Source organism: Priestia sp. YIM B13552, assembly GCF_042787775.1.
Lineage (GTDB): Bacteria > Bacillota > Bacilli > Bacillales > Bacillaceae_H > Priestia > Priestia megaterium_E.
In genome coordinates this window covers 374745-397133 of sequence record NZ_JBHZOU010000002.1, presented here as the reverse complement: position 1 = coordinate 397133, position 22389 = coordinate 374745, and the positions used below count along the sequence as shown (strand labels likewise).

The following is a 22389-nucleotide window of genomic DNA, read 5'->3' as shown; positions in this document are numbered from 1 at the left end:
GAATGATGTGAATGCCTATAGATGAAAGTAGTGTTGTTATGACGGGAGAGAAACCAAAACTTATTGTCATTATTGGACCAACTGCGGTTGGTAAAACAAAATTGAGCATTGAACTTGCCAAACAGTTAGACGGAGAAATTATTTCAGGTGATTCCATGCAAATTTATAAAGGGATGGATATCGGAACAGCAAAGGTATCAGAAGAAGAGATGCAGGGTATTCCCCATTACCTGATCGATATTAAGGAGCCGGATGAATCGTTTTCTGTGGCAGAATTTCAAGAGATTGTAAGAAAACAAATCGATGATATTCACGCTAGAGGAAAAATGCCGATGATTGTTGGAGGGACGGGTCTTTATATTCAATCCGTTATTTATGATTATCAGTTCACAGAAACTCCTAGTGATGAAAAAGTTCGTGAACGAATGGAAGTATTTATTAAAGCTCATGGCATTGATCCCCTGTATGAAAAGCTAAAAGAAATTGACCCGGACAGTGCAGCTGCTATCCATAAAAACAACCATCGCCGTGTAATTAGAGCGCTTGAAGTTTATGAAGTAACCGGCAAAAAATTCAGTGACTATACAAAAGAACAGTCGCAAGAGTTATTATATGACGTAAGCATTATTGGACTTACAATGGATAGAGACGTATTATATGAGAGAATTAATCACCGAGTCGATATGATGATGCAGGCTGGACTGCTTGATGAAGTCAAATCATTGTACGAAAGTGGTCTGCATGATGTACAATCAATTCAAGCTATCGGCTATAAAGAGCTGTATGCTTATTTTGAAGGACGCTGCACGCTCGAAGAAGCCGTTGAACAGTTGAAACAAAATTCACGCAGATATGCCAAGCGTCAGTTAACGTGGTTTCGAAATAAAATGCCTGTAAAATGGATAGAGATGGAAGTTGACAAATTTCCCGAAAAGTTTGCTGAAATTTTTACATATATTGCAGGAAAGCTGAAGAAAGAAGCGAATTAAGTAAACAGATAGAGAAACGAGGAGGCCGAATAATGAAACAATCAGTTAATATTCAAGACCAATTTTTAAATCAATTACGTAAAGAAAATATCTATGTGACGGTATTTCTTTTAAATGGTTTTCAATTAAGAGGACTAATTAAAGGATTTGATAACTTTACTGTGTTAATTGAATCTGAAGGAAAACAGCAGCTGATTTATAAACATGCGATTTCGACATTTGTACCAAATAAAAATATTACAGTAGAACTTGAATAGAGATTAAAGAGAAGCATCCGCATATTCGGATGCTTTTTTTATGCAAATAAAGGCTTAAAAAAGTTTCTTAACATTGTTTTTACTCATCGAACATAAACCTTATAATAGACGATTATTTCTTCGGTAATAAGAGATCATTGTCTTCGTATCGTTCATCGCATGCAGCTATGCGATACAGAGAAGTGGGATGAAACGAGAGGTGAACATGGTGGAGCAGCCGATAACTCTTAAAAATAATGGGCAAATTAATATCATTTTAAATAATGAAACAAAAAAGGAAAAATCGTATACGACATCAATTCCGCGTCCTGCCAAAAAAGCTGTCATAAATCATGAGCCGCTTCGGGAAATTGAACGAGAAATGAGCGGACTGGTTGGAATGGAAGAATTGAAAAAAATGATAAAAGAAATATATGCGTGGTTATATATTAACAAAAAAAGAGAGGAACAGGGCTTAAAAGCGGGAAAGCAGGCGCTGCATATGATGTTTAAAGGAAATCCAGGAACAGGGAAAACGACGGTAGCCCGCCTGCTAGGTAAATTATTTTTGAATATGAACATCTTGTCTAAAGGACATTTAATTGAAGCAGAGCGGGCTGATTTAGTTGGAGAATACATTGGCCATACCGCTCAGAAAACGAGAGATCTTGTAAAAAAAGCGCTTGGAGGTATTTTATTTATTGATGAGGCTTATTCCCTTGCAAGAGGGGGAGAAAAAGATTTTGGAAAAGAAGCGATTGATACATTGGTCAAACATATGGAAGATTCAAATGATAAGTTTGTATTGATTTTAGCTGGTTATCCAAGAGAAATGGAAAATTTTCTAAGTCTTAATCCAGGGCTGCGCTCTAGGTTTCCGTTTATTTTTGATTTTCCGGATTATGATGTAAATGAACTGATGGACATTGCCGGTCACATGATGAATGACAGGCAGTATCAGTTTAGTACAGAGGCCTATAAAAAGCTAAAAGATCATTTCATGGACGTGAAGTACAATCAGACGCCTAGGGATTTTAGTAACGGTCGATATGTGCGAAACATTATCGAACGTTCCATACGTACTCAATCCATGAGGCTTTTAGAAGAAGAAAGCTTTGAGCGCAACGAACTTCTAACTTTAACGTCAAGCGATATTCAGCTGTAGAAAAAAAGCCTTTCGTCACGAAAGGCTTTTTTTCTACATATTTGGTTGTCGAATCGTTTTGATCGGCAGGCGCCATTTGTAAATATATGAACACATCCGAAGACCTACAAGTAAGATAAATAACGTATAAAGTTCTATAGGCGTATTTGTAATATGCAGCCCTACGCTAAATCCTGCGATAATCGCCCATACCGCATAAATTTCATCTTTAAGAACAGTAGGCTTTCGGCGTGCTAATAAATCTCGGATAATCCCGCCGCCGCTTCCTGTTAAGACCGCAGCTACAATAACCGCGCTAAGCGGATGGTTCATATGAGTGGCATAAAGCGCTCCTTGAATCGCGAATGCTGCAAGGCCGATGGCGTCCGAAAAGTTTCCCCATCGCTTCCAATGTTTTAAGATATTGTTTGGAAATAAAAAAGTGGCAGTGATAGATAATAAAGCAATCTGAAAAAAGAGTCCTTGTTCCCAAAGGGCAGACACGGGTACACCGATAAGCAGGTTTCGAATGGCTCCTCCGCCAAAAGCCGTTACGATTCCCAATATGTAAACGCCTAAAATATCATATTCCTCTTCCATGGCAATGAAAGCTCCGCTGATTGCAAAAGCAATCGTTCCAATAATGCTAAGTACGTCCCAAGTCATGATGCTATCCCCTTTATTCTGTTTTCACCAAGTAGCGACTATTATTTTAAAATCAGGCAGCCTGATTCAAATTTCGATAAGTAAACCAACTCAAATTGTATACAGAATTTCGTGATATTTCAATGTTTTTTTAATCATCATTTTATAGATTTTAAAAAGGGTGTTAAACTAGTAAAAGACAATGTATTCTGTCTCTTTTGCAAAGATGGAGAAATGGGCATTTTTTTGATATGATATGAATGATTTGTCAATTTAATAGTAAGGGAAGGAAAAATCTTTGACAGCAGAAATGAATACTGAACTTGAACGCGTAATTTTAGTCGGATGTCAGCTTCATGACGATGACGAACGTTTTGAATATTCAATGGATGAGCTAGCATCTTTAACTGAGACTGCAAAAGGCGAAGTGCTGGTAAGGTTAACGCAAAAGCGCGATCGCATTCATCCAGCTACTTATATTGGAAAAGGGAAAGTAGAAGAACTTGTGGCTCTTGAAGAAGAGTTAGAGCCTGATTTAATTGTATTTAATGATGAATTGTCACCGAGTCAAATCCGCAATTTGTCAGCAGGGTTATCTGCGCGTGTTATTGACCGTACGCAGCTGATTTTGGATATCTTCGCACAGCGTGCTCAAACGCGAGAAGGAAAAATGCAGGTGGAACTTGCTCAATTAAATTATCTGCTACCTAGGTTAGTAGGACAAGGTACCGCTTTGTCACGTCTTGGAGGCGGAATTGGAACAAGAGGTCCTGGTGAAACGAAACTTGAAAGTGACCGCAGACATATTCGCCGTAAAATTGATGAAATTAAGCGTCAGCTAAAGACAGTGGTAAGTCACCGCGAACGTTATCGAGAAAGACGTAAGCGTAATCATGTCTATCAAATTGCAATTGTGGGCTATACGAACGCTGGTAAATCGACGATCTTTAACCGCTTAACAGAGGCGGGTATTTTTGAAGAAAATCAGCTGTTTGCAACTCTTGATCCAACGACAAGACAGTATACGCTTCCGTCAGGACTAACGGCTCTGTTAACGGATACGGTTGGATTTATTCAAGATCTTCCAACAACGTTAGTAGCCGCGTTCCGTTCAACACTTGAAGAAGTAACCGAAGCTGACCTTGTTCTGCACGTGGTAGATTCATCTAATCCAGATTACAACAACCACGAAAAAACAGTGCATCGCTTACTAGAAGAGCTGAACGTAACGGACATTCCGATGCTGACAGTTTACAATAAAGAAGATATGCAGCATGAACTATTTGTCCCATCCGCTTCGACATCTTTATCAATGAGCGCTTTTAAAGCTGCTGATTTAGTGAAGCTTGGGGAAAGAATTCAAGAAGAAATGAAAAAAGAAATGGCATTTTTTCATGTGCTGCTGCCGGCTTATGAAGGGAAAATGCTCGCTGAACTCAAAACGGTCTCTATTCTTGAGTCGTTAAAATTCAATGAAGAAACTGAGAAGTATCAGTGCAAAGGGTATATCGCAAAAGAGCATCCCCTTTACAAAAAGCTACAAACGCTTGAAGAAAGTTGAGGAACAAAGAAATGATGTTTGATCAGTTAAAAAACGGGGCACGCATTCGGGAACTTGCTGCAAAAGTAGAAAAACAAATTAAGCCCGTACATGAGAAAATTGACGAGCGCATTGAAGCAAATCAATTTCGGGTGCTGCAAAGCTTTCAGCAAAATCGAGTGAGTGATTCACATTTTAATCCGACAACGGGGTATGGATATGACGATCTAGGCCGCGATACGTTGGAGAAAGTATACGCGGATGTTTTTGGAACAGAAGCTTGCCTGGTGCGTCCGCAAATTATTTCAGGTACGCACGCAATTGGCATTTCGCTGTTTGGTGTACTGCGTCCTGGAGATGAACTATTATATATAACTGGAAAGCCTTATGACACTCTTGAAGAAATTGTTGGTATACGAGGAAGTGGCGTAGGCTCTTTAAAAGAATATAATATTAGCTATAAATCAGTAGATTTAACAGCGCAAGGTCAAGTGGATTTTGAAGAAGTGAAAGCGTCTATTCATGAGCACACAAAGATGATAGGCATTCAGCGCTCAAAAGGTTACGGCATTCGTCCTTCTTTTACAGTCGCGCAAATAAAAGAAATGATTTCTTTTGTAAAGAGTATTAAGCCTGACGTTATAGTATTTGTCGATAACTGCTACGGTGAATTTGTAGAAACAATCGAGCCAACGCATGTAGGAGCAGATTTGATGGCGGGGTCGCTTATTAAGAACCCTGGTGGAGGTCTTGCTAAAATCGGCGGCTATATTGCAGGACGAAAAGACCTAGTGGAAGCTTGTTCATACCGAATGACAACTCCTGGAATCGGTGCAGAAGCTGGAGCGACGCTGTATAGCTTGCAAGAAATGTATCAAGGTTTCTTTTTGGCTCCGCATGTAGTCGGTCAAGCATTAAAAGGAGCGGTTTTCTCATCCGCTATGTTCGAAGAGCTAGGGATGCAAAGTGAACCGAAGTGGAACAGTGAACGAACGGATTTAATTCAATCCGTGCAGTTCGATGACCGCGATAAAATGGTTTCTTTTTGTCAGGCTATTCAATTTGCTTCGCCAATTAATTCACACGTAACGGCCTATCCTGCTTATATGCCAGGGTACGAAGATGATGTGATTATGGCAGCTGGAACGTTTATACAAGGAGCAAGCCTTGAGCTGACGGCAGATGGACCTATCAGGCCTCCTTATGTCGCTTACGTGCAGGGCGGGTTAACGTATGCTCACGTAAAAGTAGCAATATGCATGGCAGTAGATCAAATGCTGACGAAAGAACTTTTATAAAATATAAGATAGAAAGACTATTTTCTCCCCGCTAAGAAAGAAAAGATAGGCTTATAAAAATAAACGAAGCGCTATTTATTTGTATAGAAGAAATGTTCAGAAAAATTTATGTTAGAATTACTAACATTCGGTTGACAGGTGAACTAACATAGCATACAATGTAAATAGTTAATCCAAAGGAGGAACTGAAATGAGTGACAACATTCGAAGAAATACGCCACTTTTCCCAATTGGAATTGTGATGCAGTTAACTGAGTTGTCGGCTCGCCAAATTCGCTACTATGAAGAACATGAATTAGTTGCACCAGTAAGAACAGAGGGAAATCGACGATTATTCTCATTTAACGATGTTGATAAGCTGCTTGAAATCCGTGATCTTATTGAACAAGGTGTAAACTTAGCAGGTGTAAAACAGCTGTTTCATCTTCAAAAGGAGCAAAAAGGGCATAAGCAAGAAGAAAAAGTTGTGGCAGCAACAGCAAAGCCAGAATTAACGGACGATGAATTGCGAAAAATGCTTCGTGCAGAACTTATGCAAGCAGGCCGTTTTAATCGAGCAACTTTAAATCAAGGAGATATGTCCAGGTTCTTTCATTAATAAAGTTATCAATATTTATGCCGTTCGTATATGAGGGGTATAGATTATAAATATTATATAGAGATTTAGGGGAGGATCACACGATGGCAAAGTACACAAAAGAAGATATTTTCCGCAAAGTTCAAGAAGAGAATGTAAAGTATATTCGTCTTCAGTTCACTGACATTTTAGGAACAATTAAAAACGTTGAAATTCCAGTAAGTCAATTAGAAAAAGCGTTAGACAACAAAATGATGTTTGACGGTTCTTCTATTGAAGGGTTTGTACGTATTGAAGAATCAGATATGTACCTATTCCCGGACATTGATACATTTGTTATTTTCCCTTGGACATCTGAAAAAGGTAAAGTAGCACGTTTTATTTGTGACATCTACAATGCAGATAGAACTCCGTTTGATGGCGATCCACGTAATAACTTAAAACGTGTGTTAAAAGAGATGGAAGAGTTAGGATTTACTGATTTTAACCTTGGACCTGAGCCAGAGTTCTTCTTATTCAAATTAGACGAAAAAGGCGAACCTACATTAGAATTAAATGATAAAGGTGGCTACTTCGACTTAGCGCCAACTGACCTTGGTGAAAACTGCCGTCGTGACATCGTATTAGAGCTTGAAGAAATGGGCTTTGAAATTGAAGCATCTCACCATGAGGTAGCTCCTGGACAACACGAGATTGACTTCAAATATGCTGCTGCATTAAAAGCTTGTGATGATATCCAAACGTTCAAACTTGTTGTAAAAACAATTGCACGTAAACATGGCTTACATGCTACATTTATGCCAAAACCATTATTTGGTGTGAATGGTTCAGGTATGCACTGTAACGTTTCATTATTTAAAGATGGTCAAAACGCATTTTATGATGAAAACGGTAATCTAGAGCTAAGTGATACTGCTCGTCAATTTATCGCAGGTATCATCAAGCACGCACACAGCTTTACAGCAGTAACAAATCCTACTGTAAACTCTTATAAGCGTCTAGTGCCTGGATATGAGGCTCCTTGTTATGTTGCATGGTCTGCTCGTAACCGTAGCCCATTAATTCGTATCCCAGCTTCTCGCGGCGTAGGAACTCGTGTTGAGGTACGTAGCGTAGACCCAGCTGCTAATCCATATTTAGCAATGGCTGTTCTATTAAAAGCTGGTTTAGATGGAATCAAGAACAACCTTGAAGCTCCAAAACCTATCGATCGTAATATCTATGTAATGACAAAAGAAGAGCGTGTTGAAGAAGGTATCGTAGATTTACCTGCAACATTAGCTCAAGCTTTAGATAGCTTCCAATCAAACGAAGTTATGGTTTCTGCATTAGGTGAACACTTAGCAGAGCACTTCGTTGAAGCGAAAGAAATCGAATGGGATATGTTCCGTACACAAGTTCATCCTTGGGAACGTGACCAATACATGAGCCAATATTAATTCTTAAAAGTCCGAGAGATCGTTTATACGTTCTCTCGGACTTTTTTGTTTTCAAAATGAATAACATTGCGCATATTAAATATTGAACTAAACTGTTCATAAAACAAGTATAGCTGCCTGTCGTACAATTTACGGGAGGCTTTTTATTGTTTTGTTAGATACAGGAAATAATTTGGTTATATGAATTAAAAAGGATAAGCTTTTTGTCTCATTGAATCTATATGTAAAAGTAGTGTATAACAGATGGAGAGATTGTTTATGTGTTCACTCTGCACTTCAGTATAACTTCAGAGAATTTTCAGCCAGTCGTAGTATCATTAGAAAATACTGTTGGAGAGGAATGGAATGAAAATGCAAGAAGGAAATTTTTTCAAAGGTTTAGTAATAGGCATATTAATAAGCATTCCAATTTGGATTATTCTCATTGTTATAGGCGTTCTGCTTTTTAAATAGGTCTTAACGTTATAAATAATAGACCCTCTTGATCTATACTTTAATCAACCAGAATAGAATCTGGACCAAAAATATGTTAGGGGGGAGAGAAGATCCGCACGATGAATTGTGCGGATTTTTTTATTGGTAGGGTGAACGTAGATTTCATCTATTTAGTTGCTTCTAGCAGTTGATTGGAGGGAAAGGCGAAGACTCCTGCGGGAAAAGCGGAATAGGTGAGACCCCGCAGGAGCGCACGCGACGAGGAGGCTCACCAGCCGCCCGCGAAAAGCGAAGCCTTGCACGGAAATCAACAGCGATGTAACAAGCCATCCATACTAGCGCATTTATCCCATTTGTTCGTTTTTAGGTTGAAGTGATTTCGTTATGTCTCAATCTCCTTTTTTGGTAATTTTTCACTAAGTAGGCTAGTATACGTAGCACTTTTTTCCCCCATGCATATGTTAAAAATAAGGAGGGACAAGTAATATGAAAAAAATCTATCTTGATGCAGGACATGGTGGGGCAGATGCAGGAGCGGTTGGAGCAAACGGACTGTATGAAAAAAACTTAGTTTTAAAAATCCAACAATATTTAATAAGCTATTTAAATAGCACGTACAGTGATTTTACAATTAAAACCACTCGTACCACAGATGTTTTTTTATCGTTATCTCAGCGCGCTTCTCAAGCTAATTCGTGGGGCGCAGATGCATTTATGTCTATTCACGTAAATGCCGGTGGAGGAACAGGGTACGAAGATTATGTTTATAGAAGCGCTAGCAATGCCAGTAAAACGTTTCAATCGATTGTCCACGGCCAAGTACAGCCAGCGCTGCTGTCGTATAATCATCCGAATCGCGGTCGAAAATCAGCCAATTACGCGGTGCTTCGCTTAACAAATATGCCTGCAGTACTAACTGAAATAGCTTTTATTGATAACAGTACAGATGCAGCACTTCTTCAAAATGAAGCTTTTTTAAAAAGCATGGGTGAATCGTATGCAAAAGGAATTGCCGTATATTTAAATTTACCTCGTCGTGCAGTTCCAAACCCAAATCCAACACCAACTCCGAATCCATCGCCTTCTGAACCGGGTACAAAAACGTATACGATCAAGCAAGGAGATACGCTTTACAGTATTGCACAGAAGTACAAAATAACAGTACAGGCGCTTCAAGAAGCGAATACAGGGCTTTCTGATCCGTTAACACTGCAGGTTGGAAAAACAATCGTTATTCCTTCAGGAACTTCACCAACACCATCTCCAACACCACCTTCTGAACAATATCCACTTCCTAATGGAATTTTAAAACAAGGCGATTCTGGAGAAGCTGTGAAACAGCTTCAAAGAGCATTAAACGCGGTTAATTTTAAAGTAGGGTCAGTAGACGGAATATATGGAGTTCAAACGAAAGATGCAGTCAGACGTTTTCAGCTTGTGTATCTTCCTTATGATGTAGATGGCATTTATGGTCCTCAAACGAAAAACAAGCTAGCAGCCGTTTTAAAAGCAAAAAGTTAAAGCAAAAAGGTCTTCTGTAAGCGGGCAGAAGGCCTTTTGTTTTTCTGTTAAAAGCGCCTTAAGCACTATTTTATGGTTTACGTAAAATAATGCTTTACAAACCATTTGTACGGGAGTATATTATCTAAGAACAAAGGATAGCTATGAAAGAAACATGTTATCGATCATACTCTTTAACCGAAAATTATATTGACCTGTTATCGCTTAATTCGTCAGAAGTGGGGGACCCAAATTTGTGCATTGTCACTTGGGGTGAATCCTTTTAAAAGGTAGGGCTACTCTCATAGCCCGAATCCGACAGCTAACCCCATAAGCGTTTTGGAGAGGAGGTTTAAGCTGTGTAAAAACGCTGAGAACCCTTAGTGTTTTTTTTGTGCGCTTTTTTAACATAAAAAGGTATTTTTAAGGAATAATATCACTTATTCATGAACTTGTAACGGAGCTTAGCAACGGACGGTCGATAGTAGCTAAGCAATCATCGGAGGGAAATTACGTGAACTATTCAGTTCTCAAAAGATTATTGATTGGAAAGCCGCTTAAAACAAAAGAGTTAGGCGATCAAAAGCTTAGTAAGCTTAAAGCACTGGCTATTTTATCGTCAGATGCTTTATCTTCAGTAGCTTATGGAACAGAACAAATTTTGATTGTACTTGCAACAGTAGGCGTCCTTGCTTATTGGTATTCAATTCCAATTGCGATTGGGGTATTGGTGCTGCTGACGGCTTTAATTCTTTCATACCGTCAAATTATTTATGCGTATCCGCAAGGCGGAGGAGCTTATATTGTTTCCAAAACCAATTTAGGAGAAAATCCTGGGCTTATCGCTGGAGGATCACTGTTGGTGGATTATATTTTAACAGTTGCTGTGAGTGTTTCAGCAGGAACCGATGCTTTAACTTCGGCTTTTCCAACGCTGCATCATTACAATGTAGTAATTGCGTGTTTGCTGGTGATTTTTATTACAGTCTTAAATTTACGCGGGGTAACAGAATCCGCTTCTGTATTAGCTTATCCGGTTTATTTATTTGTTATTGCTCTTATTTTGTTAATAGCGGTAGGCTTTTTTAAAATAGCGACAGGTCAAGTTTCACCTGAGCTTCATCCATCTCTCGGTACAGTAGTGCCAGGTATTAGTTTGTTTTTATTATTAAAAGCTTTTTCATCAGGCTGTTCGGCATTGACAGGTGTAGAAGCTATTTCAAATGCAGTGCCTAACTTTAAAGAGCCAGGTGCAAAAAATGCGGTTCATACATTAATGCTGATGGGCGGTATTTTAGCCGTTTTATTTTCTGGCATCACGTTTTTAGCTTATTGGCTTGGCATTTCTCCAAAAGCAGATGAAACGGTTGTATCACAAATTGCATCGAGTGTGTTTGGACGAAATGGATTTTATTATTTTATTCAAGGTACAACAGCTCTAATTCTAGTGCTAGCGGCGAATACGGGCTTTTCAGCGTTCCCTTTGCTGGCTGTGAACTTATCGTCTGATAAATACATGCCAAGAATGTTTCAAATTCGTGGCGATCGACTAGGCTATTCAAATGGAATTGTGACCCTTGGAATTGCTTCTATTGTCTTAATCGTAGCTTTTAAAGGAGCGACTGAACAATTAATTCCTCTTTATGCAGTCGGGGTGTTTATTCCATTTACGCTTTCTCAAACAGGAATGATTGTCAAATGGCTTAGAGAAAAGCCGGCCGGCTGGCAAGGGAAGCTAACCATTAACTTAATTGGTGCCCTCATTACTTTAACGGTGCTAATCATTTTGTTTACAACGAAGTTTTCACAAGTATGGTCCGTGCTCATTTTCTTGCCGGTTATTGTCTATATTTTTCATCGCATTCATACGCATTATGAAGCGGTAGGAGAACAGCTTCGCATTAAGCAAGGAGAAAAGATTGGAAAGCTTGAAGGAAGTGTGGTCATTGTTCCTGTAGCAGGAATGACAAAGGTAGTAGAAAATTCATTAAATTATGCAAGAACGATTGGTGATACCGTTATTGCAGTGCATGTGGCCTTTGATCGAGAAAGCGAAAAGAGAATGGAAGAGAAGTGGGAGAAGTGGCAGCCCGATATTCGTATTGTTACGTTTCATTCTCAATACCGCAGCTTAGTGCGGCCGCTGTTTCGATTCATCGATATGGCTGAGGAAAAAGCGCGGGAAAACAATATGGCTATTACGGTCGTTATTCCGCAATTCATTACGAAAAAAAGCTGGCAAAATATCCTTCACAATCAGTCCAGCCTACTGTTAAAAGCACATTTGCTTTACCGTAAAAACGTAATCGTTACAACTGTACCGTATCGTTTTAAAAAATAATGAAACATGACTAAAAACCTCCAACTTAGATGTTGGAGGTTTTTAATTTTTAAATTCACATACACTAACCGTAATCGAATCTCATCAAAGGCGCAAACGGAGGGATTGTATGAGTGAATTAATTAAATTGTTGCGAAAAGGAAATAAATCGGCCATGATGGCCGCTATAGTGAATACCATTATTTCCATTATTAAAGGGATTGCATTCGCTTTAACAGGGAATGTAGCAATGTTTGCTGAAACGATGCACAGCTTAGGAGATGCAGCTAATCAGTTTTTTGTCTTTATAGGTTCGGCATTAAGTAAAAAAGCCCCGACCAAACGATTTCCAAATGGTTTCGGCCGATTGGTTAATCTTGTTCTATTAGGAGCGGTTCTTGTAGTAGGGATTATGGCGTTTGAAACGATTAAAGAAGGATATCACCATATTCTTCATCCAACGAAGTCTTCAGGCTTTATTTTAAATATTGCAGTACTTGGCATCTCGGTATTGCTTGAGATGTTTGTCTTATTTAAGGCAATGAAAGAAATTTTGCACGATGTCGGAATGAATACCGCAGAGGTCAATGTTTTTACGCACAGCTTTGTTCATTTAAAGAAAGCAAAGCCAGCAACCAAGCTGGTCTTTATGGAAGATCTGGTAGCTACTGGAGGAGGCGTATTGGCGTTAATAGCCGTTTTCATTTCACGGTTTACACCCTTTCACCAAGCTGAAGGAATTGCTTCTATTTTAATTGGGCTTATGATGTTTTTTGTAGTAGGACGAGTATTTTTAGATAATGCTGCTGGAGCCCTTGGTGAAGCAGATAAAGAAATGGAAATAAAAATTGGCGCGATTGTCATGCAAGATGTACAAGTGCGTGATATTCAAACGTTAATGGTGATGAAAGAAGGAGAAGAGCTTCACGTTGAATTAAAAGTAGAAATTGATCCTTCTTTAACAGTGGCAGAAGCTGATGATATTAAAGATCGTCTGGAAAATCGTATTTTACAGGAAAAAGGAGTAACGGATGTCATTATTGAATTTGATGAAGATAATGGAATTCCGGACTGGGCGCCAAGTGATTTACAGCTTCAAAAAGAATAAAAACAAGGAAGAAAACAACTGTTTTCTTCCTTGTTTTTTTAGCTATATACTTTTTCACGTACGTTTGGAGAATCTGTTGAAGCTTTCGAGAAGTTAATGGTTTCACGTACAACGTAAATAGGTCTATTTTTACTTTCATCGTAAATTCTTGCGATGTATTGTCCGACTAGACCTAAACCAAGTAGCTGAATACCGCTAAAGAAGGTGATAGCTACCATAATAGAAGTCCAGCCAGGCTGAATATTTTTACCTATCAGCCAAACAACAATCGAATAACTTAACACTAAAAGTGATACAAAAACCGATAATAAGCCAATAACCATTACTAGACGCAAAGGCTTCGTTGAAAACCCAATAATTCCATCTGAAGCAAACTTGATCATCTTTTTTAAAGGATATTTTGTTTCACCAGCAAAGCGTTCATCACGCTCATATTCTACATATGTTTGCCTGAAGCCAATCCAAGACATCATTCCTCGTACAAAACGATTGCGTTCAGTCATTTTTTTGAATACATCCGCTACTTTTCGGTCGATAATACGAAAATCTCCCGTGTCTTTAGGGATTTCGATATCGGACATATAATTTAAAAAGCGATAAAAATATTTAGCCGTGGCTAATTTAAAAAAGGTCTCTCCGCTTCGTTTCTTGCGCTTTGCATATACAATTTCATAGCCTTGCTGCCATTTAGCAATTAATTCGGGAATCATTTCCGGCGGATCTTGTAAGTCCGCATCAATAATAACGATAGCATCACCCTGAGCATAATCAATGCCTGCTGTTACGGCAGTTTGGTGCCCGAAATTACGAGCAAAATCAATAACTTTTACGTTAGAATCCATAGCCGCTACGTCTTTCAAGATTTCAATTGTTCGGTCGGTGCTGCCGTCATTGACGAAAATGAATTCATAGTTAATGTGGTTTTTATGCATGACCGAAAGCAAGCGATTGTAGCATTCATTAGCTACTTCTTCTTCAAAATACATAGGTACCACGATTGAAATTAGTTCTTTCATGCTTTACCTCCTATCGAGCGATGGTTTGTGTGCTTAAACGTCCATATTTTATTAAGGAAAAAATTGATAAACATTCCTATACAAGTAGACAACAGTTGTCCGATTATTGGATTAGCAGGTGTATAGTGTACAAGAAGGAATAAGCAGCTTGTATTAATTGCTAAAGTAATAAGGTTTACGATGAAAAATTGAGCTAACATCCATTTATGTACAGTTGCTTGAAACACCCACGATTTGTTCCAATAGTAGCTGTTTATAACGCCAATAAAATAAGATAGTACGTTAGCCAATATATAATTCATATCAAAATGAATGAGTGCTAAGTAACTGATAATAGTGAGCAGGGTATTCATTATACCTACAAAACCGAATTTCAGGAATTTTATCACGGTTGTATAATCCCTTCCATTTAATTTATCTCTTCACATTTTGTCTTGGGCTTATTTTTAGTAAATCGTACTATTAAATAGGATAGAATCACTGAAATACCAAATCCTTCGAGCAGCATAAAGCTTGGAAAAATAAAGAATCGATAGCGAGTTTGAATTTCAATAAGCAAGTGAATAAGAACGTATCCTATGATTAGTAATAAAAACAGTGTATATGGATATTTATCCTGCTTCCTCACGAATAAACATATAAGGCCAATAATGGAAAGAATAGTAGTTGAAACGTAAATGATTCTTTCATAACTTTGAGCAGCACTAATTAATTTCTCTTTATTAAAAGGTACATCTTCTTGAGGAGTTAATGAAATGCTCCAAAATGTAGATGCATCCGTTCCTCCCCACATATTTAGGAATTTAATGTGAAAGAGATCTAAAAGCTGCTCTTTATCTGCTACCCGTTCTTTAATTACCTCTTTTTCTGCTTCAGCTCGTTTTTCTCCAATTGGCATACCCATAAAACGACTAGCATCCTCTGAAGAATAAGAACCGCTTGTTTCGTAATTAAAGCCAATGACAAATTTCCATAAAGGATCTCTGTTACTTAAAGGATATTTAGAAATGCCGCTGGCTACAAAAGAATAGTTGATTAGCGCATTTGCAATAAAAAAAGTAGCCAGTATGCCTACGAGGTTTTTTCCTATTTTCTTTCGACGAGCTTTTAATTCAGCAGCATCCTTCGTTTTAATGTAAGGTTGAAGAATTTGCAAGATGAAATAAATGAAAACAGCAACGATAATAATGGGTCCTAGAGGGCGCATTAAATTTCCTAACGACAATAGCAGGCCAATATAAAGCCAGCTAAACTTGTTATGAGCAAATCTTTTTATAATAAGGTAAAAAGCTGCATAAAATAAAAAAGTAGCTAAATGCTGGTTAGTTAACACTGAGCTATAGAGAATGTTCGGAATGTAGAACGCATATAGAAAAGCTGCCATTCTCCCAGCAAGTTCATTAAATACTTTCGCGCCAATTAAATAAATAAAAATAACGGTGCCAGTGGAATAAAAAATATTTAACAATTTTAATATAAAAATATTATCTCCAAAACAGCGAATAATAACAGATTCATAGAATGAAAAGCCTAGCTGATATACCCATGTAGTAAAATAAACGCTTTGGTTAAATTCATAATTTCCTTTTGCGATATTACGCGCGGCATCTAACATGACAAGAAAGTCAGATTTTACAGGCGTTTGAACAGAAAGCATCCATGCTAGTCGAATACCTAAGGTCAAAACGATCAGTGAAATAAAAAAAACAGTTTTGTTCATGTATCTACTTGCAATTGCTATTAGAAAAATGACAAGGAAAGTGATAAAGATTCCTTCAATAATAAATGAATTACTTAAAGCCAAGCCCTTTAATTCCAATGAATTTGTCATCGCATTATAACTGCCCCATAGAGACCATGTAAGAATAATGACACATAAAAAGATCAGGCTTTTGGATAAAAATGAGTTAAGCATATTACCTCCTGCAAATTATTTCAAAGATAAGGTACAAAATTCCTACCCTATGATACCATATTTTATTATTTTGTATATATTTTTCTTATAGAGTATAATGTTAGATTGTTCTGAAATTACGACAGCGGCATAACGTTTGATAAAAGGGTAAGCCGAGTAGGAAAACGATTTTGTAATAGAAAAAGCTGTTTGCATCCATACGTATGCGAACAGCTTTTATGTTTTAAACCGATCTTTTAATAAATTCCATAGGGAACTCACTCCGAGACTAATGCTGATCAGAATTCCTGACAGAGCTACTATTAAAGCGATATATTCAAAGATAGAAAACTGCTTCATGCTATCCCAATTGATGTTTCCCTTTAGTTTGCTAATAACTAAATTCATTCCGTAAATACCGGAAAGAACCGTATAAATCGTTAAAATTAATAATAAGTAATTGTGACGTTTGGCTGCGATTTTCTCTTGATTTTGGTACAAAGTACCAAGGGTTTCTTTGACTTCTTGATAAAGAGAATTGATATGAAAGATTTTTTTAAAGAGCTCAGAAAACTCTTGACCTTCTGTGCGAGAGCTAATTTCTAAAAATAAATATTTACCTGAAAACACGGTAATAGAGCGGATTAGTCGTTCAATGCCCTCTGAATTTTTATGAAACGTGAGCTGCGAATATTCATAAGATAATTTTAGCAACACGATTTTATAGAAAAAATGTAAAAATAAATTATAGTAATGCTGGCCAAATAGATGATTCATCAAAAGTTGATCCGTTTTAGAATCTGTCGATTTAGAAATACACGAAAACACATGGTCTGTTATGACGTAATAGGTTTCAGGAGCCCATCTTTCATACACGTGTTTGGTATTATACGTTTTAATATACTCATGGTTGTGTGCAGAAATAAACGCTTTCCCGTCAGGCGTATAGCTATTTAGCTGCCCAGTACGAAATAAAGTTGTGGAATTAATTTCTTGCTCTTGATTTACCGTTACATAACTTAACACAAACATCCGTTCATCGATAAAATAAGGAAGGCTCCCAACGTGCTGTTCACGCGTGGCTTCTTTCTTGATGTGTTCGTTCAAAAATGGCGCAAGCTGTGAAAAAATATAATCTTGCACTTTGCTATAGCGATGATGTTCATAGGTAATGGTGGATCCATGCTCTTCAGCAAGCTTCGGTTCTAGTACACGAAAATGATTCATGAATTCTAAAATATCATCATAGGTGTAATGATTATGGCTCATCTCAGTGCGAATGGTCATGACGCCAATTTCAAAAGGACATAAAAAAACATCCACAGACAGCACGTTGCTAGATACGGTGGTGGAGGAAGTGTGTAACGTAATAGTATGGTCTATTTTTTTGGAAAATCGAAGCAACCCTTCTTTTTCGCACGAGTCAGGGAATAGAATGCATTCAATGTAAGGAAGAAAATATTGATCCAGGCTATCATGAGATACGTAATACTGTTCTCCGTAGTATTCTTTTTCTAAATGTTTTTTTTGAATGGAAAAAAATTCGAACAAATTTTCTTTTAGTGCATGAACAAGCTGCTCTTTATTTTTTCGGTCAAAGGAAAAAGGAAAAAGAAACATGTTCATTGCTTTGGTAGGTACAATGGTTTGAAATGGTTCTGTTTTCCTTGGTGTATTGGTCATAAACTACATCCTTCTTATGGTCGGTTGTATTTCCTTGTAAGAGTCGAGGAAATGCAGATAGAAAGTAAAAGGTGAAACAAGCTTTACAAAAACCGTTCTACCTGCCTGCGGTGATTCAACGTATCATTTATAATATGCCAATTTTTTTAGAAAACAAACGTAAAAAAACCAACTAACATCATGATTAGTTGGTTTTACATACAGTGTCTGATTAGTGAATCGTGCGATATACACCAGTTACTTTTCCTAAAATCGTTACGTGGCGAAGAATAATAGGCGCCATCGTTGAATTTTCAGGCTGTAAACGAACGAAATTTTCTTCTTTAAAGAAACGTTTTACCGTTGCTTCGTTGTCCTCGGTCATAGCGACCACAATATCTCCATTATTAGCTGTTTGCTGCTGACGTACGATTACCATATCGCCATCTAGAATACCTGCTTCAATCATACTTTCTCCCATAATTTCAAGCATAAATACATGATCATCTGGAGAAACGAATTTATCTGGAAGAGGGAAATATTCTTCCACATTTTCAACGGCTGTTATAGGAAGACCCGCTGTTACTTTACCGATAACAGGAACATTAATGACATTGCTTTTAGGGATGTTTACTTCATCTAGTTGAAGAACTTCGATTGCTCTTGGTTTTGTTGGATCTCTGCGAATTAACCCTTTGCTTTCTAAACGAGCTAAATGCCCGTGTACAGTGGAGCTAGAGGCTAATCCTACCGCTTCCCCAATCTCGCGAACAGAAGGCGGATAACCTTTTAATTTTACTTCGTGCTTAATAAAATCTAGTATGTCTTGTTGACGTTTTGATAGCTTCATATTTTTCACCTCGATTTTAGCTATTCTTTAGGTGAATTATACCACGTGATGTGTCAATATACAAACATAAGTTCGAAGAATTCCATTGACAGAAACAAATGTTCTCAATAAAATAAGAACATATATTCTGATAGGGGGATCATAATATGCAACAATTCTTACATTCTATGAAACATTACGCTATTTTTTTTGCAGCAATCGCTGCACTTACATATGTATTGACGCTGGTTTTAGGAGCGGATAAAGTAGATTTAGACAAATATTCAACGGTTACTATTACAAAAGGAGATACGCTTTGGGACTTGTCCAACAAGTATCATAATCACCATCATTTGACCACCAATGAATTTGTCAAATGGGTTGAAGACGTCAATGATTTAAACTCAGACACTGCCCAGTCTTTATCTCCTGGAGATAAATTATATATTCCTGTTTTAAAACAAGAGTTACATAATCAAGTGGCAATTGAACAGTAGTGTGTAACGGCCGTTCCTGAATATTGTTAGAAGCCGAAAAGGTCGTGATAAAAGTGGACGCCATTATTTATTGCCGTGTCAGTACGGATAAAAAAACCCAAGAAACATCTTTACAGCGCCAGCAAGAAGAATTAAAAAAGCTTGCTGGTCTTCACTATCTAGACGTAAAAAAAGTCGTGATGGAAAAAGCAAGCGGATATGACGTAGACAGAGAGGGTATTTTGGATGTTCTTCATACAATGAAAGAAGAGAAAATCTCTGTGCTGCTTATTCAAGACGAAACACGATTAGGCAGAGGAAATGCCCGAATTGCGCTGCTTCATGCTTTTCATAAAGAAAATGCTACCATCTATACGATTAGTCATCAAGGTCAGCTTCAGCTTTCAGAATCTGATTCAATGGTGTTAGATATTATTAGCTTAGTGGAAGAGCATCAGCGGAAATTACATAATGCTAAAATTAGAAGAGGAATGAAAAGAGCCGTAGAAAACGGTTATCGTCCGCAGAAAAATTTAAAAAATCAAGGAGTTAACTCGGGAAGGGAAAAAAAAGAAGCGCCTATTGAAGAAATTGTCCGCCTTCGTCATAACGGCTTAACCTTTGCTGAAATTTCAGTTACGCTAAAAGGTTTTGGCTATAATATTTCAAAAGCGACGGTACATCGCCGCTATCAAGAGTACCAAGAGAGTGCTCAATCTCTTGATAAAACGAAAGAGATTTAGTAAGATGACTACATGTTGCCGAAGCGGTTCGGTAATTTTAATTATTGATTATAAGGAGATAGGTTTTATATGCTATCAAAAGATAAACTTGCTCGTATTAATGCTCTTTCAAAAAAGGCAAAGGCTGAAGGTCTGACAGAATCTGAAGCGAAAGAACAGCAAGAGCTACGTCAGGAATATTTAAAAGTTTTCCGACAATCTATGACAAATCACCTTCATACGATTAAAGTTGTAGACGAAGAAGGTAAAGATGTTACGCCTAAGAAGTTAAAAGAGAGTAAAAAGAAGCGTCTTCACTAAGACGTTCTAGTAAAACTAGAGGGAGTGTTCCCTCTAGTTTTTTGTATATTTTTAATAAGGGGCACAAAAACTGTAAAAGTGGAAATTTTTTTGGTTCAAGTATTGTACAAATAAGCAAATCATTAGTATGATAACATATGTACATAGTTTTGAAAGGAATGAAGAGTATGACACAACGTATTGAAGATCTTTCGATTGCAACAATTCGTACTTTATCAATCGATGCGATTGAAAAAGCAAATTCAGGTCACCCAGGTATGCCAATGGGAGCTGCTCCAATGGCATATACATTGTGGACAAAATTTATGAACATCAATCCAAAGAATCCAAACTGGTTCAACCGTGACCGCTTTGTATTATCAGCAGGACACGGATCGGCACTATTATACAGCTTGCTTCATTTAGCTGGATATGACTTATCAATTGAAGACCTTAAAAACTTCCGTCAATGGGGAAGTAAAACACCAGGTCATCCAGAGTTCGGTCATACAGCAGGTGTTGATGCAACAACTGGTCCACTAGGACAAGGTATTGCAATGGCTGTTGGTAAAGCAATGGCAGAACGTCATTTAGCTGAAACATACAACAAAGAAGGTTTAGAAATTGTAGACCACTTTACGTATGGTATCTGTGGTGACGGAGACTTAATGGAAGGTGTATCTGCTGAAGCAGCTTCATTAGCGGCACACTTAAAATTAGGACGTTTAGTTGTTTTATACGATTCAAATGATATTTCTTTAGACGGAGATTTAGATCGCTCGTTCTCTGAGAACGTAGAAGATCGTTTCAAAGCTTACGGATGGCAAGTAATCCGCGTTGAAGACGGCAATGACTTGACAGCGATTGCAAACGCAATTGAAGAAGCAAAAGGCGATTTAACACGCCCAACGCTAATTGAAGTAAAAACAACAATCGGATTTGGTTCTCCAAACCACGCGGGTACTTCTGGCGTGCACGGTTCTCCATTAGGTTCCGATGAAACAAAATTAACAAAAGAAGCTTATGCATGGACATTTGAAGAAGATTTCTATGTGCCAGAAGAAGTGTATGCTCACTTCAAAGCTACAATTGCTGAAGATGGCCAAAAGAAAGAAAACGAATGGAACGATGTATTTGCACAGTATAAAGAAAAATATCCTGAACTAGGTCGTCAATTTGAACTAGCAGTAGAAGGAAAGTTACCGGAAGGCTGGGAAGAAACGCTTCCAGCATACGAAACGGGTTCAAGCTTAGCTAGCCGTGCTTCTTCTGGAGAAGTATTAAACGCAGTAGCACAAGCTGTACCTCAATTCTTCGGCGGTTCAGCTGACTTAGCTGGCTCAAATAAAACAATGATTAAAGGTTCAGAAGACTTCACTGCAGCTGATTACAGCGGACGTAATATCTGGTTCGGTGTACGTGAATTTGCAATGGGAGCTGCATTAAACGGTATGGCTCTACACGGCGGTGTAAAAGTATTTGGAGGAACATTCTTTGTATTCTCTGATTATCTTCGCCCAGCAATTCGCTTAGCAGCTTTAATGAAGCTTCCTGTAACATATGTATTCACACATGATAGTATCGCAGTTGGAGAAGACGGCCCAACACATGAGCCAATTGAACAATTGCCATCACTTCGTGCAATGCCAGGTCTTTCAGTGGTTCGTCCTGCAGATGCAAATGAAACAGCTGCTGCATGGCGCTTAGCATTAGAGTCAACTGACCGCCCAACGGCGCTTGTATTGACTCGTCAAAACTTGCCAACGCTTGAAGGTACAAAAGAAAATGCATACGAAGGCGTGTCTAAAGGTGCGTACGTTGTATCTAAAGCTGGTAAAGACCAAGCGGATGCATTAATACTTGCAACAGGCTCTGAAGTAAGCCTAGCAGTAGAAGCACAAAAAGCATTAGCTGCAGAAGGCATTGACGTATCTGTAGTAAGTATGCCTGCATGGGATCGTTTCGAAGAGCAATCTGCTGAGTACAAAGAAAGTGTTATCCCTAAATCAGTGAAAAAACGTTTAGGTATTGAAATGGCTTCTACACTTGGCTGGGAACGCTATGTTGGAGACGAGGGACAAGTTCTTGGTATTAATCACTTCGGTGCATCTGCTCCTGGTGAAACAATCATGAAAGAATTTGGTTTTACAGTTGAAAATGTAGTAGCAAAAGTGAAAAGCTTGCTTAATGCATAATTCTTTTTCATAAGAAAGAGCAGACTCCTGTGGTCTGCTCTTTTTTTTCGACAAAAAAACAAAG

General features: G+C 38.0%; 21 protein-coding genes and 1 riboswitch. Of the genes, 15 read left to right on the top strand and 6 right to left on the bottom strand.

The genetic code is table 11. The annotated features are described in order from the left end of the window. Positions 1–38 precede the first annotated feature (38 nt). The 3 genes from miaA to spoVK all read left to right on the top strand — a co-directional run bounded on the left by miaA (position 39) and on the right by spoVK (position 2390). Positions 39–989 carry a tRNA (adenosine(37)-N6)-dimethylallyltransferase MiaA gene (gene miaA, locus ACFX40_RS08125; RefSeq protein ID WP_050689712.1) on the top strand — a complete coding sequence of 317 codons (951 nt, stop codon included), beginning with the start codon at positions 39–41 and terminating at the stop codon, positions 987–989. Positions 990–1021: 32 nt separating this feature from the next. After that, entirely contained in the window at positions 1022–1246 is a 225-nt protein-coding gene (gene hfq, locus ACFX40_RS08120; RefSeq protein WP_013058791.1) for an RNA chaperone Hfq, read from the top strand. A gap of 187 nt (positions 1247–1433) precedes the next feature. After that, the gene (gene spoVK, locus ACFX40_RS08115; RefSeq protein ID WP_016765353.1) at positions 1434–2390 is read left to right on the top strand and encodes a stage V sporulation protein K; all 957 of its coding nucleotides are present in this window, start codon (positions 1434–1436) and stop codon (positions 2388–2390) included. A gap of 33 nt (positions 2391–2423) precedes the next feature. Here spoVK and ACFX40_RS08110 read toward each other — a convergent pair whose 3' ends face one another. Continuing rightward, a complete protein-coding gene (locus ACFX40_RS08110; protein ID WP_013084735.1) occupies positions 2424–3035 on the bottom strand; it encodes a trimeric intracellular cation channel family protein in 612 nt (203 codons plus the stop codon). A 277-nt stretch (positions 3036–3312) separates the two neighbouring features. Here ACFX40_RS08110 and hflX point away from each other — a divergent pair, with 277 nt between their 5' ends. The 8 genes from hflX (at position 3313) to ACFX40_RS08070 (ending at position 13231) form a co-directional block, all read left to right on the top strand. After that, entirely contained in the window at positions 3313–4575 is a 1263-nt protein-coding gene (gene hflX / locus ACFX40_RS08105) for a GTPase HflX (RefSeq protein WP_081085247.1), read from the top strand. Between the two features lie 14 nt (positions 4576–4589). Next, positions 4590–5852, top strand: a complete 1263-nt coding sequence (locus tag ACFX40_RS08100) for a methionine gamma-lyase family protein (protein ID WP_025750257.1) — start codon at positions 4590–4592, stop codon at positions 5850–5852. A 190-nt stretch (positions 5853–6042) separates the two neighbouring features. Continuing rightward, positions 6043–6450 carry a MerR family transcriptional regulator gene (locus tag ACFX40_RS08095; RefSeq protein ID WP_013058786.1) on the top strand — a complete coding sequence of 136 codons (408 nt, stop codon included), beginning with the start codon at positions 6043–6045 and terminating at the stop codon, positions 6448–6450. Between the two features lie 83 nt (positions 6451–6533). Further along, complete coding sequence (glnA, locus tag ACFX40_RS08090; protein WP_013084732.1) at positions 6534–7868, top strand: type I glutamate--ammonia ligase; 1335 nt, start codon at positions 6534–6536, stop codon at positions 7866–7868. 622 nt (positions 7869–8490) lie between these two features. After that, a complete protein-coding gene (locus ACFX40_RS08085; protein WP_257152343.1) occupies positions 8491–8625 on the top strand; it encodes a hypothetical protein in 135 nt (44 codons plus the stop codon). A 164-nt stretch (positions 8626–8789) separates the two neighbouring features. Continuing rightward, positions 8790–9824: an N-acetylmuramoyl-L-alanine amidase gene (locus tag ACFX40_RS08080; RefSeq protein ID WP_098249181.1), complete on the top strand. Its 1035-nt coding sequence runs from the start codon at positions 8790–8792 to the stop codon at positions 9822–9824. Between the two features lie 191 nt (positions 9825–10015). Next, positions 10016–10155: riboswitch (cyclic di-AMP (ydaO/yuaA leader) on the top strand. Positions 10156–10317: 162 nt separating this feature from the next. After that, positions 10318–12144 carry an APC family permease gene (locus ACFX40_RS08075; RefSeq protein WP_028410868.1) on the top strand — a complete coding sequence of 609 codons (1827 nt, stop codon included), beginning with the start codon at positions 10318–10320 and terminating at the stop codon, positions 12142–12144. Positions 12145–12253: 109 nt separating this feature from the next. After that, entirely contained in the window at positions 12254–13231 is a 978-nt protein-coding gene (locus ACFX40_RS08070; protein WP_098331922.1) for a cation diffusion facilitator family transporter, read from the top strand. Positions 13232–13269: 38 nt separating this feature from the next. Here the strand turns inward: ACFX40_RS08070 and ACFX40_RS08065 are convergent, their stop codons facing one another. The 5 genes from ACFX40_RS08065 to lexA form a co-directional block, all read right to left on the bottom strand. Then, on the bottom strand, positions 13270–14247 hold the full coding sequence (locus tag ACFX40_RS08065; protein WP_013084727.1) for a glycosyltransferase family 2 protein: 978 nt from the start codon (positions 14245–14247) through the stop codon (positions 13270–13272). After that, on the bottom strand, positions 14244–14636 hold the full coding sequence (locus tag ACFX40_RS08060; protein ID WP_060746004.1) for a GtrA family protein: 393 nt from the start codon (positions 14634–14636) through the stop codon (positions 14244–14246). The genes ACFX40_RS08065 and ACFX40_RS08060 overlap by 4 nt, the downstream gene beginning before the upstream one ends. Before the next feature lie 20 nt (positions 14637–14656). Beyond that, on the bottom strand, positions 14657–16162 hold the full coding sequence (locus ACFX40_RS08055) for an ArnT family glycosyltransferase (RefSeq protein WP_098331923.1): 1506 nt from the start codon (positions 16160–16162) through the stop codon (positions 14657–14659). Between the two features lie 216 nt (positions 16163–16378). Further along, positions 16379–17824 carry a magnesium transporter CorA family protein gene (locus ACFX40_RS08050; RefSeq protein ID WP_028410870.1) on the bottom strand — a complete coding sequence of 482 codons (1446 nt, stop codon included), beginning with the start codon at positions 17822–17824 and terminating at the stop codon, positions 16379–16381. A 211-nt stretch (positions 17825–18035) separates the two neighbouring features. Continuing rightward, positions 18036–18653 (bottom strand): transcriptional repressor LexA, encoded by a 618-nt coding sequence (lexA, locus tag ACFX40_RS08045; protein ID WP_013058778.1) that lies wholly within the window; start codon positions 18651–18653, stop codon positions 18036–18038. A gap of 146 nt (positions 18654–18799) precedes the next feature. Between lexA and yneA the strand changes: the two genes are divergently transcribed. The 4 genes from yneA (at position 18800) to tkt (ending at position 22325) form a co-directional block, all read left to right on the top strand. After that, positions 18800–19129, top strand: a complete 330-nt coding sequence (gene yneA / locus ACFX40_RS08040; protein ID WP_028410871.1) for a cell division suppressor protein YneA — start codon at positions 18800–18802, stop codon at positions 19127–19129. 53 nt (positions 19130–19182) lie between these two features. Continuing rightward, positions 19183–19851 carry a YneB family resolvase-like protein gene (locus tag ACFX40_RS08035; protein WP_377237875.1) on the top strand — a complete coding sequence of 223 codons (669 nt, stop codon included), beginning with the start codon at positions 19183–19185 and terminating at the stop codon, positions 19849–19851. Positions 19852–19920: 69 nt separating this feature from the next. After that, positions 19921–20151, top strand: a complete 231-nt coding sequence (locus tag ACFX40_RS08030; protein WP_013058775.1) for a DUF896 domain-containing protein — start codon at positions 19921–19923, stop codon at positions 20149–20151. A gap of 167 nt (positions 20152–20318) precedes the next feature. Continuing rightward, complete coding sequence (gene tkt / locus ACFX40_RS08025) at positions 20319–22325, top strand: transketolase (RefSeq protein ID WP_013058774.1); 2007 nt, start codon at positions 20319–20321, stop codon at positions 22323–22325. Positions 22326–22389 lie beyond the last annotated feature (64 nt).